The sequence below is a fragment of the Microbaculum mangrovi genome, from assembly GCF_051390635.1.
Lineage (GTDB): Bacteria > Pseudomonadota > Alphaproteobacteria > Rhizobiales > Tepidamorphaceae > Microbaculum.
Map to the genome: position 1 here is coordinate 1,050,781 of NZ_JBPODT010000001.1, position 16,963 is coordinate 1,067,743.

Below are 16,963 nucleotides of genomic sequence, written 5' to 3' on the forward strand. Positions count from 1 at the left end.
CGCCGCGACAAGCCGGTCCCGAGCCTTTTCTCCACGCAAATGCGTGCGCCCCCTGACTTTCTGCGCCGATTCGTCATACAAAAGAAGCAGTGCCGGGATATCGGGGCCAAAGACCTCGAATATGCCCGATGTCGGACGAAACAGGGGGCTCCTTCGCCATGCGACGGCGACGTTCCATCAAGATACTGGCGACACTCGGCCCGGCCACTTCGGAGGAAGACCGAATCGCCGAACTGTTCGAGGCCGGCGCGGACGTCTTCCGCATCAACATGAGCCATACCCCGCACGACCTGCTGCGGACCCTGCATAGCCGCATTCGCGCAGTGGAGGAGCGGTTCGCCCGCCCGATCGGCATCCTTGTCGACCTGCAGGGCCCGAAGCTCCGGGTCGGTCAATTCGCCAACGGGAAAGTGGACCTCGAAGAAGGCGCGACCTTCGTCCTCGACACGTCCAGCAAGCCGGGCGACGTCTCTCGGGTCCATTTGCCGCACCCGCCCGTGTTCCAGACGGCCGAGGCCGGCCACCGCGTTCTGCTCGACGACGGCCGCATCCGGCTGCGCATCGAGCATGCCTCTGCGAAACGGCTCGAATGCACTGTCGAGATCGGCGGCAGGCTGTCGGACCGCAAGGGCATCAGCCTGCCCGATACGCTACTGCCCTTCGGCGCAATGACCGACAAGGACCGCGCCGACCTGGATGCCGCCGTCAATCTCGGTGTCGACTGGATCGCGCTGTCCTTCGTGCAGCGCCCGGACGATCTCGCCGAGGCGCGCAAGATGACCCGCGGCCGCGCCTTCGTCATGGCGAAGATCGAGAAACCCTCCGCGGTCGAGCGCCTCGACGAGATTATCGAGATGGCCGACGGCTTGATGGTGGCGCGCGGCGATCTCGGCGTTGAAATGCCGCTGGAAGCCGTGCCCGGCGTGCAGAAGCGCATCACCCGGGTCTGCCGCCATGCCGGACGACCCGTCGTGATCGCGACCCAGATGCTCGAATCGATGATCTCCGCTCCGGTTCCCACGCGCGCGGAGGTGTCCGACGTGGCAACGGCGGTCTTCGAGGGTGCCGACGCCATCATGCTTTCGGCGGAATCGGCCGTCGGCGACTTCCCGATCGAGGCGGTCGCCACCATGAACCGCATCGCCGAGAAGGTCGAAACCGATCCGGTCTTCGCCAACGTCATCCACGCCCAGCGCACCGATCCCGAGCCGACCGGCCCGGACGCCATCTCGGCCGCCGCCCGTACCGTCGCCGAGACGCTGAAATTGCCGGCGATCGTCTGCTACACGTCCTCGGGCGCGACCGGCCTGCGCGTCGCCCGCGAACGTCCGGACCGGCCGATCATCACCTTGAGCCCCAATACCGCCACGGCGCGCCGGCTGGCGCTGGTCTGGGGCGTGCACTGTGTCGAGACCGAGGATGCGAGCGACGAGACCGACATGGTCGATCGCGCCTGCCGCATCGCCTATCAGGAAGGGTTCGCCCGGCCCGGCCAGCGCATTATCGTCACCGCCGGCGTTCCATTCGGCACGCCCGGCGCGACCAACATGCTGAGGATTGCCTTCGTGGGATCCGACAAGCTCGGCGAGGGTTGATCCCCTCCCCGGCCCGAAGGCGGGCGCCCCGGTTCGCGTCAGAGCCTCGGTTCGGGTCAGATATCGCGTCCCTCGACTTCGGTCTCGAGCTTCTCGACCGATTGACGGGCCTTGCCGAAATAAGGGTGCACCGCCAGCACCTGGCGATACGCCTCCAGCGCCTTTTCCGGCTCGTCGAGCTCTCGGAAAATCAGGCCGAGCCCGGTCAACGCCCCGAAATGCCGGGGCTGCAGCGCGAGCGTGCGCTGGATATCCGCCAGTGAAAGCTCGTACTCGTCGAGCAGGTAATAGACCGTCGCCCGCATGTTCCAGCCTTCGGCATAGTCGGGCAGCATCTGGGTGACGAGGTCGAGATATTGCAGCGCGATACCGAGATCCTTGTCCTCGATCGCCGCACCGGCGCGCTGGACTAGAAGATCGACCGTGTCGCTGCCCGATTCGTTCCAGGCGGCGACGATCTTGCGCTCGAGCGCTTTCGCTTCATCTTCGCTTGCCGATTGCGACAGCCTGTCGAGCAGATCCTCGACCGAGGATGCGACTGCCTCGGCGGATTTGTCGCTTTTTCCGGGCACGGCTTCCGGACCGGTGGGATCCTCCGCGGACACGGCGATCGGTGCCGCCGACACAAGCGCGGTGAAGCAGACGACGCAGATCAGGCCACGGAACTTGTCCATGACCCGAAAAGATGGGGCAGCAATCGTGTCTGGTCAACGCCTGCGGGTATTTCCCGCAAGTCGGTTCGGGCCTTAGCCCTGACGCGCCTTGAACCGCCGATTCGTCTTGTTGATGACGTAAATCCGGCCCTTGCGGCGGACAATGCGGTTGTTACGGTGGCGCTTGACCAGCGACTTGATCGAATTTCTGATTTTCATGGCTCTTGATCGCCGTCGACGGCACCCATTTCTGGGGCCGTGCTTTCCTGATGTTTTCGACAGAAAAAGGTCGGCGCGCGGCCGACCCTGAAATTCAGGCCGGAAAATAGCCATGCCCCCCGTTTCTGTCAACGCAGGCGGCCAAATTCGGGCTCAAAAAGGCGATCCATAAAGGCGGCAGACTGCCGGACTGGCGCCCTGTCCGCGCCAGACATGCCGCCTCGTGGACCGCCGGACGCGAAAAAATGGCGGCGGGCCGGAGGGCCCGCCGCCATCATATGTCTTATCGAGGACGGCCGAAGCCGTCCGGTCGCCGATCAGGCGGCACGCACCGTGCCGATGAACGTATCGACCTGCTGGCGCAGCAATTCGGACTGCTGGCTGAGCTCGCTCGCAGCGGTCAGAACCTGCTCCGCCGACTGACCGGTCTCGCCGGCGGCCTGGGTGACGCCGGTGATGTTGGTGGAGACATCGCGGGTGCCGGCGGCCGCCTGCTGGACGTTGCGGGCGATCTCCTGGGTCGCCGCGGCCTGCTCTTCGACGGCGGAGGCGATTGCCGTCGAGATCGAGCTGATCTGCTCGATGGTGCCGCTGATCGCCCGGATAGCGCCGACCGAGTCCTCGACCTGCGACTGCACGGCCGTGATCTGCTGGCCGATTTCCTCGGTCGCCTTGGCCGTCTGGCCGGCCAGCGATTTCACCTCCTGGGCGACGACCGCGAAGCCCTTGCCGGCTTCACCGGCGCGGGCTGCCTCGATCGTGGCGTTGAGGGCCAGCAGATTGGTCTGCTCGGCGATATCGCTGATCAGTTCGACGACCTGGCCGATCTTCTGCGCGGCCGACGACAGGTTTTCGATCGTGGCGTTGGTCCGCTGCGCATCGTCGACCGCCTTGCCTGCGATCTCGCTCGCCTGCGACACCTGACGACCGATCTCGGAGACCGAGGCGGAGAGCTCCTCCGCGGCGGACGACACGGTCTGGACGTTGGTCGAGGCCTGTTCCGACGCGGCGGCCACCGCCGTCGACTGCCGGTTGGTCTCTTCCGCGGTTCCCGACAGAGCCTCGGCGGAGGACTGAAGCTCGGTGGCGGCCGACGAGACGGTATTGACGATGCCCTTGACCGAGGATTCGAACTCGTCGGCCATCTTGTTCATCGTCTCGCGCTTCTCGATCTCGGCGCGCTTCTTCATCTCCTCCTGTTCGGCGGTAAGTTTGTCGGCCTTAATCATGTTCTCCTTGAACACCTGCACCGCGGCAGCCATTTCGCCGACCTCGTCCTTGCGGTCCTGGGCGGGAATCTCGAGTTCCTTGTCGCCGTCGGCGAGACGGCCCATGGCCTCGGTCATGCTGGTGATCGGGCGGGTGATCGAACGGGCCAGGAACAGCGCGACCAGGATACCGAAGGCGATGGCGACGGCGGATATGATGATCGCCGTCAACATTGCGCTGTTGATCTCAGCCTCGGCGCGCGGCCCCAGTTCGTCCTGCATGGCGCGATTCGTGTCGGTCACCTGCGCCAGCAGCTCACGCATCTGCGGACCGAGCGTATCGAGCTGGTTGGCGATGATGTCGTTGCGCTTGAAGATGAGTTCCTGAACGCCCTCGAATTCCTCGGCATACAGGTCACTGGTGTTCTTGATGTCAGTGGCCAGCCTGCGGCGTTCCGGGTTCTGCAACTCCGCCAGCATCCGGCTGGTGCCTTCGCGGAACGTGGAAAGTTCCTCCCGGACGCGGTCGACCGAGTCCTGCGAATTGTCCATCAGGAACTTCATGGCGTAGAGCCGGGCGAGCAGAAGGCTGTGCATAGCGTCGCCCGCGGCGTAGGCGGCCGATGCGTCGCCATCCCGATTGGCGCTCCGCATGATGGTGGACAGGTCCTGTTCCATCTTCGGACCCTGCTCGTTCATCTGATCGACATACGCGTTCCGCTTGACGCGCATTTCGGTGACCGAAACGAAATTGGCCCTGTATTCGGCAATCTTGCCGGCGACGGATTCGATCCGGGCAAACTGATCAGAGCCCTTGGAGAACAGCTCTTTCGCCGATTCGATTTCCGTCAACGCATAGTCCGCGCCCTTGAGCACCCGCTCCTGCGCTTCGTCGGTACCTTCGGTGAGGAAATCCTTCAGCGCCAGGCGCATGGAATAGAGATCGGCACTGATCGCCTGGGCGGCCACGGTCTGGCGCGCCGACAATCGATACTCGGTGAAATTCGACGTGGCGCCGGAGAGGCCGAAGGTCGATATGCCGGCGACTGCGACAAGCAGCAGCAGGATGATCGAAAATCCCGATATGAGGCGAACGCCGATCCGCAGATCGGTGAACCGTTTGATGAGTGACATGCCAGATCTCTTTGTTGCCGTAAGGTAAGATAGAAATTTCGGTCGTTAGGGAACGTCGGTATTTCGTTGATATCTTAAAGTACTGACGTATTAACCAATCCTGAATGGCCAATATTCATGTTATTATTATGTATTTATAGGTATATACATAATATATATTCGCTTGATACGACCTATACAATGAATATATTTCGAATATAATTCACGGCTACTAGTTCATTGAAGTTTTTTTGCCATATGAATAAATATTTTCACAAAACATGTGGCTCAGAAAAAATATTGCCGAGCTAGGGAGACCACAAATTTGACCTGCCCCGAAATTCTCCAATGATCCCGGCCGCCAATAAACACTGAAATTTCGGCATTCCTGGCGAGATTTTTGAACGCGACACGCAATTTGCGGGAAAAATCCGGTCAAACGTTCCACGTCCGAATCAATATCGCGAGGACTTCGCTGACTGCGGAAGGATTCGATTACATGGAATCGATCGGAACGACAGCGCACGTCGGCCAATCAAGACTCAAGCCGCGGTGCCCACGACTTTCATCCGGCCGCAGACCCGAAATACGTTTGTGACCAAGATTGATTCGGATTCGTACCCGCCCCCCCGGGGGCATGCGGGTTCGTCGTCGCCGCATCGGCGGACGACCCGCACGGGGCGGGATACACCATACGCATTCGCGGATATTGGGATATTTCGCGGATTTGAATGGTGGGCGCGGCTGGGATTGAACCAGCGACCCCTACGATGTCAACGTAGTGCTCTCCCGCTGAGCTACGCGCCCTTGGCGCCATCCGACCACTGGCCGGCGGCGACTGGTTCTGGCATATAGCCGGAGCGGACGGCGCGTGCAAGCACGTGTCGCGATACCGTTGCACTTAGCGCGCGCCTCGTTTAGATCGGGCGGGCCATCTCGGTGCCATCGGCCCGCCCCGCAGCCGCGGACGATGCCGCCAGTCACATTCGGCGGGACCGCCGCCACTACTCTGGAGATATGCCTAATGTCGTCCACCTTCGATACGGTCGCCGACATCATTTCGGAAACGTGCGACATTCCGCGCGACGATATCAAGCCGGACAGCCATGTCATCGACGATCTGGGCATCGACAGCCTGGACTTCCTTGATATCGCGTTCGCCATCGACAAGGCGTTCGGAATCAAGATGCCGTTCGAGCAGTGGACCCAGGAAGTGAATGAGGGCAAGGCATCCGCCGAGCAGTATTTCGTCCTGAAGAACCTGTGCGAGCGCATCGACGAGCTGATCGCCGCCAAGACCGCCTGAACCCGCCAAGCTGACCCGACGATGCGTATCGAGTATTTCCAGCTCATCGACGAGATTGTCGAGGTCGGCAAGGATGCGGAGCTGATCCGCGCCCGTGCGACGGTCCCCGAGGAAAACACGATCTTCGAGGGGCACTTCCCCGGCCATCCGCTGATGCCCGGTGTTCTGCTCATCGAATCGATGGCGCAGACGTCGGGCTATCTTGTTCTGTCGGTCAACGGCTTTAAAAGCATGCCGTTCCTGGCCGGCGTCCGCGAAGCGAAGTTCCGTACCTTCGTCACCCCCGGCGACGTGCTCGACCTGGAGGCCGTCCTCGAGCATGACGGCTCGGGCTACGCGATGACGAAGGCGAAGATCGAACGCCAGGGCAAGCCGATCTGCGACGCGCGGCTCACCTTCCGCGTCATGCCGTTCCCGACGCCGGAATTCCGCACGCTCATGACCGGCAACGCCATCCGGCTCGGCTATCCGCAAGAGCTCATCGCATGAACACCGAAGCGCGACGCGACGTTCTCATCACCGGGGTCGGCCTGGTCTCATCGCTTGGCGAGGGGCTGGATCAGCACCGCGACGCGCTCAACGCCGCGGGCGGCGCGAAACCGGTCGTCGATCGCGAGACCTACGCGCCCTACCCCATCCATCCGCTGGTCGAAGTCGATTTCGACCAGCAGATCCCCAAGCGCGGCGATCAGCGCCAGATGGAGCCCTGGCAGCGCATCGGTACCTACGCGGCCGGCCTGGCGCTCGACGATGCGGGCATCAAGTCAGAGGCGGATATCCTCGCCCGCACCGACATGATCGTCTCGGCGGGCGGCGGCGAGCGCGACACCGATGTCGACAGCGCCATCCTGACCGACCTGCTGAAGTCGAACGATCCCGGACGCCTGCTCAACGAGCGGCTGTCCAACGACCTGCGACCGACGCTGTTCCTCGCCCAGCTGCCCAACCTTCTGGCCGGCAACATCTCGATCGTCCACAAGGTGACCGGCTCCTCGCGCACCTTCATGGGCGAAGAAGCCGCCGGCGTCGACGCGGTCCGCACCGCCCATGCCCGCGTCGCCTCCCGCCAGAGCGACATCTGCCTCGTCGGCGGCTCCTACAACGCCGCCCGGCTCGACATGCTGCTTCTGTTCCAACTCGGCAATTTCCTGTCGCGCGAAGAGTGGCAGCCGATCTGGGAAAGGGTTCAGGGGAACGGTGGCATGATTACCGGCTCGATGGGCGCGTTTCTCGTCCTCGAATCGCCGGACCACGCCGCGTCCCGCGGGGCAAAACCGATCGCCAGGCTCGACGCGGTCCTCTCCGACCGCTGCAATCGCGAACCGGGCCAGGCCACGGCTTCGGCACGACGTCAGTTCGACGCCATAAAGCCGCTCATTTCCGGTCGCACCGCGATCTACAGCGGCGCGACCGGCGCCCAGACCGTTTCCGCGGAGGAGCGGGAATTCTTGACGGGTCTTCTCTCCGGCGATATCGACGGGACTGCAAGAGCGGTCGGATCGCTGATCGGCCATGGACTGGAAGCGCAGTTTCCCGCGCTCGTAGCACTCGCCGCAATGGCGGCTTCGGATGGCCGGTCCTATCCTCCACTCGATGCTACGGGCCTCGAAACCGGGACGGACGCGCCGATCGACCAGGTGCTCGTGAATTTGTGGGGCCACTGGCGCGGCGAAGGCATGGCATTGGTGAGCCCCGTCGGCCGCTGAACGAGGCTGAACCGGCTGCGCGATTTGCCGCAGCAACAGGAGTCCGTGGACATGTCTGCTACCAACGGCACCCATGACAGCAAGGGCCGCCCGGTCGTCGTCGTGACCGGAATGGGCATCGTCACGTCGCTGGGTCGCGGCCGCGAGGACAACTGGAAGGCGCTGACGTCCGGCACCTCCGGCATCCATACCATCACCCGCTTTCCCATCGATGGCCTGCGCACCACGATCGGCGGCACCGTCGAATTCGTCGACGTGGAACCGTTTTTCTGCGCGCCCGCCCTGTCCGAGACGCTCGCCGACATGGCGGTCTCCGAGGCGATCGAGCAGTCCGATGTCGGCTCGCGCGGCGATTTCCCCGGTCCTTTGTTCATTGCCGTACCGCCGGTCGAAATGGAATGGCCGCAGCGCGAGGAACTGGCGCGGTCGATGAACCCGGACGGTCCGGTCGACTACAGCACCCTGCTCGCCGCCGCGCGCAAGGGCCGGCCCGACCTGCACCGCCGCTTCCTGTTCGGCAGCGTCGCCGAGACGCTTGCCGACCGCTACGGCACCAAGGGCTCGCCGATCTCGCTGTCGACCGCCTGCGCTTCCGGCGCGACGGCGATCCAGCTCGGTATCGAGGCAATTCGCCGCGGCGAAGCCGACGCGGCCCTGTCGGTCGGCACCGACGGCTCGATCCACGCCGAGGCGCTGATCCGCTTCTCGCTTCTGTCGGCCCTGTCGACCCAGAACACGCCGCCGGAAGGCGCCGCCAAGCCGTTCGCGAAGAATCGCGATGGCTTCGTCATGGCCGAAGGTGCGGCCGCTCTCGTGCTGGAAAGCCTTGAACACGCCAAAGCGCGCGGCGCCCGCATTCTCGGTGTCCTCGAAGGCGCCGGCGAGCAGGCCGATTCGTTCCACCGCACCCGCTCCAACCCGGACGGGCACGCCATCATCGACTGCATCCAGGCCGCCCTAGACGACGCCGGCGTGAAGCCCGAAGACGTCGACTACATCAATGCGCACGGCACCGGGACGCCGGAAAACGACAAGATGGAGTGCCTCGGCGTCCAGACCGTGTTCGGCGACCACGCCGAGGCCGTTCCCATCAGCTCCAACAAGTCGATGATCGGCCACACCCTGACAGCCGCCGGCGCTGTCGAGGCCGTGTTCTCGCTGATGACGATCGCGGAGGGCCGCATCCCGCCGACGATCAATTACGACCTTCCCGATCCGGCGATCCCGCTCGACGTGGTGCCCAACACGGCCCGCGACGCCGAGGTTCGCCGCGTCCTGTCGAATTCCTTCGGCTTCGGTGGACAAAACGTCTCTCTGGTCCTGGCCGCGGAGCCTGCGTGATGGCGGCTGCCGCCGACGACCAGACGCCGGCGCGACGCGTGCTGGTGACCGGCGGAGCGCGCGGGCTCGGCCGCGCCATCGTCCATGCAATGGCGGCCTCCGGACATGATGTCACCTTCACCTACAACGCGTCCCCCGACAAGGCCGAGACGACGCTTGAGGAGTTGCGGGCGGCCTATCCGAACGGCTCGTTCAAGGCCCATTCGGTAGACCTGTCCGATCGCGGCTCGATCGATGAATTCATAACGTTGATCGAGGACGACACCTTCTACGGCCTCGTCCACAATGCCGGTCTGACCTACGACAGCCTCGCGGCGGTCATGGACCAGGACCGCGCCGAGGTCGCGATGCAGGTCAATTTCTGGTCGATGACCCGGCTCGCCGCCGGCCTTGTGCGACGCATGACGCGGGCGCGCAACGGCCGCATCGTCGTGATCGGTTCCGTGATCGCGCTGCGCGGCACCATCGGCAATTCCGCATACGGAGCGTCGAAAGCGGCGCTGCTCGGATATGTGCGGACGCTGGCGCTGGAAACGGCGCGGCGCGGGGTGACCGTGAATTTCGTCGCGCCGGGCTTTATCGACACCGACATGTTGGCGCCCTATGCCGACTATCACGAGCACATGGAAAGCCAGATTCCCGCCGGCCGCTTCGCCGCGCCCGAGGAAATCGCCAATCTGGTGGACTTTCTCATGTCGCCGGGGGCGGGTTATATAACCGGCGCGGTATTGCCGGTCGACGGCGGATTGACCGCGGCAATACCCGTTCACCGCTGATCCGTCAGCCTAAGAAAAAACGAAAGACAGTGCGATGCGCGCCCTAACGCTCGTCTCCGATCGGAATTTGCAGTTGATCGAACAGCCCGATCCGCCGCCGCCCGGACCCGGCGAGGTTCAGGTGCGCGTGCGTGCGATGGCGCTCAATCACATCGACGTCTGGGGCTGGCGCGGCATGGCCTTCGCCAAGCGCAAGCTGCCGCTGGTCGTCGGTGCCGAAGCCGCCGGCGAGATCGTCGCGATCGGCCCCGATGTGACCGACCGCAAGGTGGGCGACAAGGTCGCGCTCTACGGCGCCATAACCTGCGGCACCTGCCGGCCCTGCCGGGAAGGCCGCGATAATCTGTGCGAGAACGTCGCCGGCGTCCTGGGCTTCCATGTCGACGGCTTCGCCCGCGAACTCATGAACACGCAGGCCCGGCTGACCGTGCCGGTGCCCGACGGCGTCTCGTGGATCGACGCGGCCTGCGCGCCGGTCACCTTCGGCACGGTCCAGCACATGCTGTTCGACAACGCCAGGCTGGAAAGCGACGAGACGGTCCTGGTCCACGCCGGCGGCAGCGGCATAGGCACCGCCGCGATCCGCATGGCCAAGGCGATCGGGGCCACCGTCATCACCACCGTCGGCGACGACGAGAAGGCGGAGAAGGCGAAGGCGCTGGGCGCCGATCACGTCATCAACTACCGCACCGACCGGTTCGAGCACATGGTGCGCAAGATCACCGGCAAGAAGGGCGTCGAGGTCGTGTTCGAGCATGTCGGGCCGGACACATGGGCCGGCAGCATGTTGTCGCTGAAACGCGGTGGGCGCCTTGTCACCTGCGGCTCGACCTCCGGCGTCACCACCCAGATCAACCTGATGCAGCTCTTCCAGCAGCAGCTCAAGATCTTTGGCAGCTTCGGCTGCACCATGCGCAACATCGCCGAAAGCCTCGCCAAGATGGCCGACGGCATCCACCCGGTCATCGACACCAAGATCAATATCGCCGATTTCGAGGTCGGACTCGATCGGCTGGAAAGCCGCAAGGTGTTCGGCAAGATCGTCACGCTGATCTGAAGACCGATGCCGCTTCGGATACGCCTGTACATCCTGTGGAGACGGATCGATCGGGCGGTACGCCCCGCGATCGACTGGCTCGTGGCGACGATAGCGGTATCGATATTCCGCCTGGTGCGTGCGCTCGATGTCGACAGGGCAAGCAACATCGGCGGCTGGATCGCCCGGACGTTCGGGCCGCTGCTTCCGGTCAACAAGCTCGGCATGGACAATCTGCGGCATGCATTTCCCGAAAAGAGCGAACCGGAACTGAAGGCGATCCTGCGCGAGGTCTGGGACAATCTGGGCCGCACTGCCGCCGAATATCCGCATCTGGACCGGATCTGGGACTGGACCGATTCGAACCCCGGCGGCGGCCGCGTCGAGGCGACGGGTCTCGAGTACTTCGCCGATCTGCGCGGCGACGGACGACCGGCGATCATCTTCACCGCGCACCTGGCCAACTGGGAGCTGCCGGCGGTATGCGCCGCGCGCCATGATCTGCCGGTCACCGCGGTGTTCCGGACCCCGAACAACGCCTATATCGCCAAGCGCCTATTGAAGATTCGCCGCGGCACCATGGGCGAACTGCTTGCAGCCGGCTCGGGCCAGGCGGTCGCCTTCGCGATGGCCTCGGTGCTCGAGAACGGCGGCCATCTCGGCATCCTCGTCGATCAGCGGCTGACCCGCGGCTACAAGATCGACTTCTTCGGCCGTCCCGCATCGACCAATCCGACCCTTGGCCGCCTCGCCCGGCAATTCGACTGCCCGGTTCACGGTGTCCGGGTCGTGCGCCTGCCCGGCAACCGCTTCCGCCTGGACCTGACGCCGCCGATCGATCTGCCGCGCGACGAGGAGGGACTCATCGATCCCGAAGGAGCAATGCGGGTGGTCAATGGCGTCGTTGAAGGCTGGGTCCGCGAGCATCCCGGCCAGTGGCTGTGGCTGCACAACCGCTGGCGCATGTGAGCCCCGCGAAATTGGCACGGCAGATGCCCCGCGCGTTCGCCTGAGCCCGCCCTCAGGCGGCCAGCATGCGCTCGACCTGCGCCACCAGATCGCGCAGGTGGAACGGCTTGGACAGGACCTTGGCGTTCTTCGGCGCGTTCGAATCAGGATTGAGCGCAACCGCGGCAAAGCCGGTGATGAACATCACCTTGATGTCGGGATCGAGCTCGGTCGCTCGGCGCGCCAGTTCGATGCCGTCCATCTCCGGCATGACGATATCGGTAAGCAGCAGCGTGAACGGCTCTTCGCAAAGCCGGTTGTAGGCGCTGAGGCCGTTATCGTAGGACGTAACCTCGTATCCGGCGTTTTCGAGCGCCCGCACGAGGAACTTCCGCATGTCGTTGTCGTCTTCGGCCAGTAGGATCTTCGGCATGTATGGCGGCTCCCCCGCCGCATTGGATCGTGGTCGTTTTCGTTGATCGGTCAATCAACCCGGTTCGAGTAAAGATTTCACGAATTCCGGGCTTTTCAAGCTCTGTCGATTGGCGGTGAGAATGGACAGCCGGCGCCGTTCTTGGCAAAGTCATCGGTAAGCATTCTGGCCCGAAGGTGCAATGGCAATCCTGACTGATCCCGAGCTCGAACCCGCCCACGACATCCTCGTCCCCCAAGACGGGGCCGGATCGCCGTTCGTGTTCAATTCGCCCCACAGCGGCAGGCACTACCCGCGCACATTCCTGAAGGCGTCGAAACTCGACACCATGACGCTACGGCGCTCTGAGGACACCTTCGTCGAGGAGCTGTTTTCGGGTGTCGTCGACTTCGGCGCGCCGCTCATGCATGCGCGGTTTCCCCGCGCTTTCGTCGACGTCAACCGCGAGGCCTACGAACTCGACCCGACGATGTTCGATGGTCGCCTGCCCAGCTTCGCGAACACCCGTTCCATGCGCGTCGCCGGCGGGCTTGGAACCATTGCCCGCATCGTCGCCGACGGCGCCGAGATCTATTCCACGCCGATCAGCGTCGCCGAAGGGCTCGACCGGATCGAGCGATACTACAAGCCCTATCACCGCGATCTGCGGTCTCTGGTCGACCAGGCGCTGAACCGGTTCGGCACCGCCATCGTCATCGATTGCCACTCGATGCCGTCCTCGCGAATCACCCGGGAAAACCGTCGCCGGCCCGATTTCGTGCTCGGCGACCGCTACGGCACCAGCTGCACCTCGATCCTGACCGACGTCGCCCAGGAAACCCTGCAGCGCCTCGGCTATACGGTGGCGCGCAACAAGCCCTATGCCGGTGGCTTCATCACGGAGACCTACGGCAGCCCCGGCGATGGCCAGCACGCCTTGCAGATCGAGATCAATCGATCGCTCTACATGGATGAGACGCGTTACGTCCGCGGCGGCGGATTCGCCTGGCTCGTCGCCGATATAACCCATGTCTGCCGGCGGCTGATGAGCATTTCGGTCGAAGCGCTGCGGCCCGGCCGGGCGGCGGCCGAATAGCGAATAGACAGTCCGCACAAAAAAAATGGGCCGCCCAACAGGACGGCCCAAGTCTAGGGAGGAAACGCCCAAGGAGGGCTACGGTATCGCGAAACGGCAGGGCGATACCGCACTGCACAAAGATGCGTGTGCGACGCACAAAAGTCAATGATTTCCGCGCGCGTTAGCGCATAGCTGCCATGCGACCCGCCGGTCGCCGTCGCTTACGCTGACGTAAGCGGAAAACGGCTTTTAAGGAGCCCGATCCCTCAGTCCGTGTCGACTTTCGGGTCGGGCGCCGTCCGGTAGAACACCCAGGCGACGATGACGGAGAGTGCCAGGAACGCGAACGCGGCCTGGTAAGCTGCGAACGGCCGTCCGATTTCACCGGTAGCCAGCTCGATCGGCGGAAAGGCGCCGATGATGACCCCGGTTACGGCCTGCAGCACGAAAACCCCGCCGATCGTCGCCAGATTCAGGAATGTTATTCCGCGCCCGACGAGACGCTTGTCGAATAGTGCCCGGCCGTGGCCGGTCTGCACCGGGACAAACCCGGCAACGAAACCGAGAACGATGAAGATCGTGTAGATCGTCGCACCGCCCCGGTCTCCGAAAACACACAGAACCAGGAGCACAGCCGCGGTCGACAGGGCGCCGATCGACACCGGCAGTCTGCGATAGCCGTACAGCCGGTCGGTTGGGCCCCAGGCGAACAGCCCGACGATCTGGGCTGCCGCCAGGACCAGCAGGATGTTGCCGCGCTGGTTGAGATCGTAGCCGAGCACATCGGTGACAAAGGGCCCGCCCCAAAGGCCAAGCACGGTCACGAAGGCTGCATATCCGACGAAATGGATGGCAAACAGCTGCCAGAACCCGGGCACGCGGATCACCTCGCTTAAGCCCGCGAAGCTCTCCCTGAGGCTTGCCGGTCGATGCGTCTCCGACCGGCTACCCGGGGGCGCGTCGCGTGCGATCGCAGCCACCAGCAGGCCAACGAAGGCCGCGCCGACGGCGACGAAAACGAAGGTTGCCCGCCAGCCGTACAGCCCCGTCGACCAGGCAAGCGGCGCGGTGGCGAACAGGGTGCCGATCGTGCCGACGCCGAGCTGGACGCCCGTCAGTGTCGAGAACTGCCTCGCATGGAACCAGCGCGTATAGATCGTCAGCGGCCCCATGAAGAAGCTCGAGCAGCCAAGCCCCATCAGTGCACGGGCCACAGTCAGACCGATAAGGCTGTCCGACCAGGCAAATAACAGACAGCCGATGACGGCGATGCCCACGGACGCCAGCATGCACCGTTTTGGTCCGTAGCGGTCGATGGCCACGCCGAGCGGTATCTGCGCGGCGGCGAAGGCAAGAAAGAACGTGCTCGAAAGGACACCGAGCTCCTGCGGCGCGAGACCGAGCTCGTCACTCAGGTTCGGCGCGATCACCCCGACGGAGTTGCGCAGGAACTGGCTTACCACGTAAATCGCGCACAGCACCGCGATGAGCGCGAAAACCGTGGCGGCCGGTGGCGGGGCGGCCCCTGCCCGGCTATCGTCTGACATCGGCGTTCTCCCGGCGGCCCGTTCTTGTTTCGGCGGCTTGAAGCCAACCTGTCGTTGCGGGCACGTCGGAGCCGTCCTATAGCCTTCGGCAACACCGCCACAACCCCGATTTGTGCATATGACCCGCGACGAATTCGAAACATTCGCTCATCGCCTTGCCGACGCAGCCGCGGCGGCGACGCTGCCGCACTTCCGTTCAGCGCTCGCCGTGGAAAACAAGATCGGCGCCGACGACGGGTCGGCGGAGGCATTCGACCCGGTGACCGTCGCCGACCGCGCCGCCGAACAGGCGATCCGGGATCTGATCTTCGAGGCCTACCCGGACCATGGTCTGCATGGCGAGGAATTCGGCATCGTGCCCGGCGCCGGCGTCTACGAATGGGTCATAGACCCCATCGACGGCACCCGCTCCTTCGTCTCCGGCGTCCCGCTGTGGACGACCATCATCGGACTGCGGCGAAACGGTGTGCCGCTCTACGGACTGGTCGACCAGCCCTATGTCGGCGATCGGTTCTGGGGCGGGGAAGGTTCGGCCTTCACGCGGTGCCGCGACGGCGAGCCCCGGCAGATCCGCACCCGCGCCTGCGCCAGCCTCGCCGAGGCCACGATGATGACCACGGCGCCCGCCGCGATCAGCGGTCCGGGCGAACGGGCACGGTACGAGAAGGTCGAACGCCAGGTTCGGCTCGCCCGCTACGGCGCCGACGGCTATGCCTATTGCCTGCTGGCGGCCGGCCAGATCGATCTCGTCATCGAATCCGGCCTGCAGGCCTACGACGTCGTCGGTCTGGTCCCGATTATCGAAGCGGCCGGCGGCGTCTTCACCAGTTGGTCCGGCGACGATGCCCACTACGGCGGAACCGTGGTCGCCGCCGGCGACCCCCGCGTCCACGCTGCCGCGCTCGAAGCCCTGAACGCCTAGGCGAAAACCGGCGACCCGGGCACGAACGCGTCGAAAGCGGCCCAGAACTGCTCGCGGATGTAGTCGCGCTCCATGAGGATCTCGTGGCGCGCGGCCGGGATGACGACCTGCGACCCCGTCTTCATGCGGAACGCCAGCGTCTCGATCGCCCGGCTCGATACGATCCTGTCGTCGCCGGCCGCCACCATCAGCGTCGGCACGTGCAGCCGCGGCGGGAAATCCGGGTCCATGACTTCGGCCATCGCGTCCCCGGCAGCCCTGAACCAGGAAAGCGTCGGCGAACCGAGCCCCAACGCCGGTTCCACCTCGATGATCCGGTTCGAGCGACGGAAGCGGACCGGATCCGATGTCAGTGCGTTCCCGGCAAACGGCATGGTGCCGGCGTGGGTGGCGCCGCCGCCGGGCACGAAAGCATCCCCGAACCCCATCAGGCAGAACACCTCGGCAACGCCGAACAGGTAGGGCTTCCGCACCTGCTCGGCCGTGAGCGAGAGCATCGGCGCGCTGAGGACCTGTCGTTCGAACCAGGCCGGCGCCCTGCGCGCATTGCGCAGGAGGATGTTCCCCCCCATCGAATGGGCGACCGCGAAGTAGGGCGGCGGACAGTCGGGCAGTACCACGGTCTCCATGAAGGCGGAAAGGTCCCGATCGTACTGCTCGAAGGTGTCGACGTGGCCCTTGCGCCGATTGCGCAGGGGGCGCTCGGAGCCTCCCTGGCCGCGCCAGTCGAGCATCGCGACGGTGAAGCCGCGGCGGCGCAGCTCGCCGACGACCTCGAAATATTTCTCGATGAACTCGGCGCGCCCCGGGAACACGCAGACCGTGCCGAGGGACCTGCGCGCCGTCGGCCGCCAGCGCGCGAAGCGCAGCCGTGCTCCGTCGCTCGCCTGGATCATGCCGCTGACGACGCCGCTGGGCACCGGGTTTTCTGGGATATCGACGAGATCCATCGGCGGGAATCGAGATGCGGACCGGAGACGAAGTGGCGACGGGGGTTGTTATAGCAGTGCCCGACGCACGCCCGATAGTCCGTTGCGACAGTGATACGCCCGGCGTCGGGAACGCACAGGCCGGCGATCCTTGGGAGGATCGCCGGCCATTCA

16 protein-coding genes and 1 tRNA gene are annotated in these 16,963 nt (G+C 64.5%); 10 read left to right on the top strand and 7 right to left on the bottom strand.

Going from position 1 to position 16,963, the window contains the following annotated elements; translation table 11 throughout:
- Nucleotides 1-158: 158 nt before the first annotated feature.
- Complete coding sequence (pyk, locus tag ACSF9G_RS05075; protein ID WP_436639064.1) at nt 159-1,595, top strand: pyruvate kinase; 1,437 nt, start codon at nt 159-161, stop codon at nt 1,593-1,595.
- 56 nt (nt 1,596-1,651) lie between these two features.
- Here pyk and ACSF9G_RS05080 read toward each other — a convergent pair whose 3' ends face one another.
- From ACSF9G_RS05080 to ACSF9G_RS05095, 4 genes are all read right to left on the bottom strand, one after another.
- Nucleotides 1,652-2,269: a tetratricopeptide repeat protein gene (locus tag ACSF9G_RS05080; RefSeq protein WP_436639066.1), complete on the bottom strand. Its 618-nt coding sequence runs from the start codon at nt 2,267-2,269 to the stop codon at nt 1,652-1,654.
- 72 nt (nt 2,270-2,341) lie between these two features.
- Nucleotides 2,342-2,467 (bottom strand): type B 50S ribosomal protein L36, encoded by a 126-nt coding sequence (gene ykgO, locus ACSF9G_RS05085; protein ID WP_436639068.1) that lies wholly within the window; start codon nt 2,465-2,467, stop codon nt 2,342-2,344.
- A gap of 317 nt (nt 2,468-2,784) precedes the next feature.
- On the bottom strand, nt 2,785-4,809 hold the full coding sequence (locus tag ACSF9G_RS05090) for a HAMP domain-containing methyl-accepting chemotaxis protein (protein WP_436639070.1): 2,025 nt from the start codon (nt 4,807-4,809) through the stop codon (nt 2,785-2,787).
- A gap of 711 nt (nt 4,810-5,520) precedes the next feature.
- Nucleotides 5,521-5,595 (bottom strand) — tRNA-Val (locus tag ACSF9G_RS05095).
- Between the two features lie 217 nt (nt 5,596-5,812).
- Between ACSF9G_RS05095 and ACSF9G_RS05100 the strand changes: the two genes are divergently transcribed.
- The 7 genes from ACSF9G_RS05100 to ACSF9G_RS05130 are packed head-to-tail and all read left to right on the top strand — an operon-like array spanning nt 5,813 to nt 11,922.
- Entirely contained in the window at nt 5,813-6,094 is a 282-nt protein-coding gene (locus ACSF9G_RS05100; RefSeq protein WP_261615234.1) for an acyl carrier protein, read from the top strand.
- Nucleotides 6,095-6,115: 21 nt separating this feature from the next.
- The gene (locus ACSF9G_RS05105) at nt 6,116-6,583 is read left to right on the top strand and encodes a 3-hydroxyacyl-ACP dehydratase FabZ family protein (RefSeq protein ID WP_436639073.1); all 468 of its coding nucleotides are present in this window, start codon (nt 6,116-6,118) and stop codon (nt 6,581-6,583) included.
- On the top strand, nt 6,580-7,800 hold the full coding sequence (locus ACSF9G_RS05110) for a beta-ketoacyl-ACP synthase (protein WP_436639092.1): 1,221 nt from the start codon (nt 6,580-6,582) through the stop codon (nt 7,798-7,800). Before ACSF9G_RS05105 ends, ACSF9G_RS05110 begins: the two co-directional genes overlap by 4 nt.
- A 51-nt stretch (nt 7,801-7,851) precedes the next feature.
- A complete protein-coding gene (locus ACSF9G_RS05115; RefSeq protein ID WP_436639111.1) occupies nt 7,852-9,141 on the top strand; it encodes a beta-ketoacyl-ACP synthase in 1,290 nt (429 codons plus the stop codon).
- On the top strand, nt 9,141-9,917 hold the full coding sequence (locus ACSF9G_RS05120; protein ID WP_436639113.1) for an SDR family oxidoreductase: 777 nt from the start codon (nt 9,141-9,143) through the stop codon (nt 9,915-9,917). Before ACSF9G_RS05115 ends, ACSF9G_RS05120 begins: the two co-directional genes overlap by 1 nt.
- 34 nt (nt 9,918-9,951) lie before the next feature.
- On the top strand, nt 9,952-10,974 hold the full coding sequence (locus ACSF9G_RS05125) for a zinc-binding dehydrogenase (protein WP_436639115.1): 1,023 nt from the start codon (nt 9,952-9,954) through the stop codon (nt 10,972-10,974).
- 6 nt (nt 10,975-10,980) lie between these two features.
- Nucleotides 10,981-11,922: a lipid A biosynthesis lauroyl acyltransferase gene (locus tag ACSF9G_RS05130; RefSeq protein ID WP_436639117.1), complete on the top strand. Its 942-nt coding sequence runs from the start codon at nt 10,981-10,983 to the stop codon at nt 11,920-11,922.
- A gap of 52 nt (nt 11,923-11,974) precedes the next feature.
- Here the strand turns inward: ACSF9G_RS05130 and cpdR are convergent, their stop codons facing one another.
- Nucleotides 11,975-12,334 carry a cell cycle two-component system response regulator CpdR gene (gene cpdR / locus ACSF9G_RS05135; RefSeq protein WP_436639119.1) on the bottom strand — a complete coding sequence of 120 codons (360 nt, stop codon included), beginning with the start codon at nt 12,332-12,334 and terminating at the stop codon, nt 11,975-11,977.
- 181 nt (nt 12,335-12,515) lie between these two features.
- On the opposite strand from cpdR, the gene ACSF9G_RS05140 reads away from it, so the two are divergent.
- Nucleotides 12,516-13,409 carry an N-formylglutamate amidohydrolase gene (locus ACSF9G_RS05140; protein WP_436639121.1) on the top strand — a complete coding sequence of 298 codons (894 nt, stop codon included), beginning with the start codon at nt 12,516-12,518 and terminating at the stop codon, nt 13,407-13,409.
- 248 nt (nt 13,410-13,657) lie between these two features.
- On the opposite strand, the gene ACSF9G_RS05145 is transcribed toward ACSF9G_RS05140, so the two are convergent.
- Nucleotides 13,658-14,938 carry an MFS transporter gene (locus ACSF9G_RS05145; RefSeq protein ID WP_436639123.1) on the bottom strand — a complete coding sequence of 427 codons (1,281 nt, stop codon included), beginning with the start codon at nt 14,936-14,938 and terminating at the stop codon, nt 13,658-13,660.
- 118 nt (nt 14,939-15,056) lie between these two features.
- Between ACSF9G_RS05145 and hisN the strand changes: the two genes are divergently transcribed.
- Nucleotides 15,057-15,860 (top strand): histidinol-phosphatase, encoded by an 804-nt coding sequence (gene hisN, locus ACSF9G_RS05150; protein ID WP_436639125.1) that lies wholly within the window; start codon nt 15,057-15,059, stop codon nt 15,858-15,860.
- Here the strand turns inward: hisN and ACSF9G_RS05155 are convergent.
- A complete protein-coding gene (locus tag ACSF9G_RS05155; protein WP_436639127.1) occupies nt 15,857-16,810 on the bottom strand; it encodes an alpha/beta fold hydrolase in 954 nt (317 codons plus the stop codon). The genes hisN and ACSF9G_RS05155 overlap by 4 nt on opposite strands.
- Nucleotides 16,811-16,963 lie beyond the last annotated feature (153 nt).

Bases quoted from the DNA above. Each gene is read 5' to 3' on its own strand.
- ACSF9G_RS05125 (WP_436639115.1), top strand. From the start codon at position 9,952: ATGCGCGCCCTAACGCTCGTCTCCGATCGGAATTTGCAGTTGATCGAA.
- ACSF9G_RS05100 (WP_261615234.1), top strand. From the start codon at position 5,813: ATGTCGTCCACCTTCGATACGGTCGCCGACATCATTTCGGAAACGTGC.
- pyk (WP_436639064.1), top strand. From the start codon at position 159: ATGCGACGGCGACGTTCCATCAAGATACTGGCGACACTCGGCCCGGCC.
- ACSF9G_RS05140 (WP_436639121.1), top strand. From the start codon at position 12,516: ATGGCAATCCTGACTGATCCCGAGCTCGAACCCGCCCACGACATCCTC.
- ACSF9G_RS05110 (WP_436639092.1), top strand. From the start codon at position 6,580: ATGAACACCGAAGCGCGACGCGACGTTCTCATCACCGGGGTCGGCCTG.
- ACSF9G_RS05115 (WP_436639111.1), top strand. From the start codon at position 7,852: ATGTCTGCTACCAACGGCACCCATGACAGCAAGGGCCGCCCGGTCGTC.
- ACSF9G_RS05090 (WP_436639070.1), bottom strand. From the start codon at position 4,809: ATGTCACTCATCAAACGGTTCACCGATCTGCGGATCGGCGTTCGCCTC.
- ACSF9G_RS05130 (WP_436639117.1), top strand. From the start codon at position 10,981: ATGCCGCTTCGGATACGCCTGTACATCCTGTGGAGACGGATCGATCGG.
- hisN (WP_436639125.1), top strand. From the start codon at position 15,057: ATGACCCGCGACGAATTCGAAACATTCGCTCATCGCCTTGCCGACGCA.
- ykgO (WP_436639068.1), bottom strand. From the start codon at position 2,467: ATGAAAATCAGAAATTCGATCAAGTCGCTGGTCAAGCGCCACCGTAAC.
- ACSF9G_RS05105 (WP_436639073.1), top strand. From the start codon at position 6,116: ATGCGTATCGAGTATTTCCAGCTCATCGACGAGATTGTCGAGGTCGGC.
- ACSF9G_RS05145 (WP_436639123.1), bottom strand. From the start codon at position 14,938: ATGTCAGACGATAGCCGGGCAGGGGCCGCCCCGCCACCGGCCGCCACG.
- ACSF9G_RS05155 (WP_436639127.1), bottom strand. From the start codon at position 16,810: ATGGATCTCGTCGATATCCCAGAAAACCCGGTGCCCAGCGGCGTCGTC.
- ACSF9G_RS05120 (WP_436639113.1), top strand. From the start codon at position 9,141: ATGGCGGCTGCCGCCGACGACCAGACGCCGGCGCGACGCGTGCTGGTG.
- cpdR (WP_436639119.1), bottom strand. From the start codon at position 12,334: ATGCCGAAGATCCTACTGGCCGAAGACGACAACGACATGCGGAAGTTC.
- ACSF9G_RS05080 (WP_436639066.1), bottom strand. From the start codon at position 2,269: ATGGACAAGTTCCGTGGCCTGATCTGCGTCGTCTGCTTCACCGCGCTT.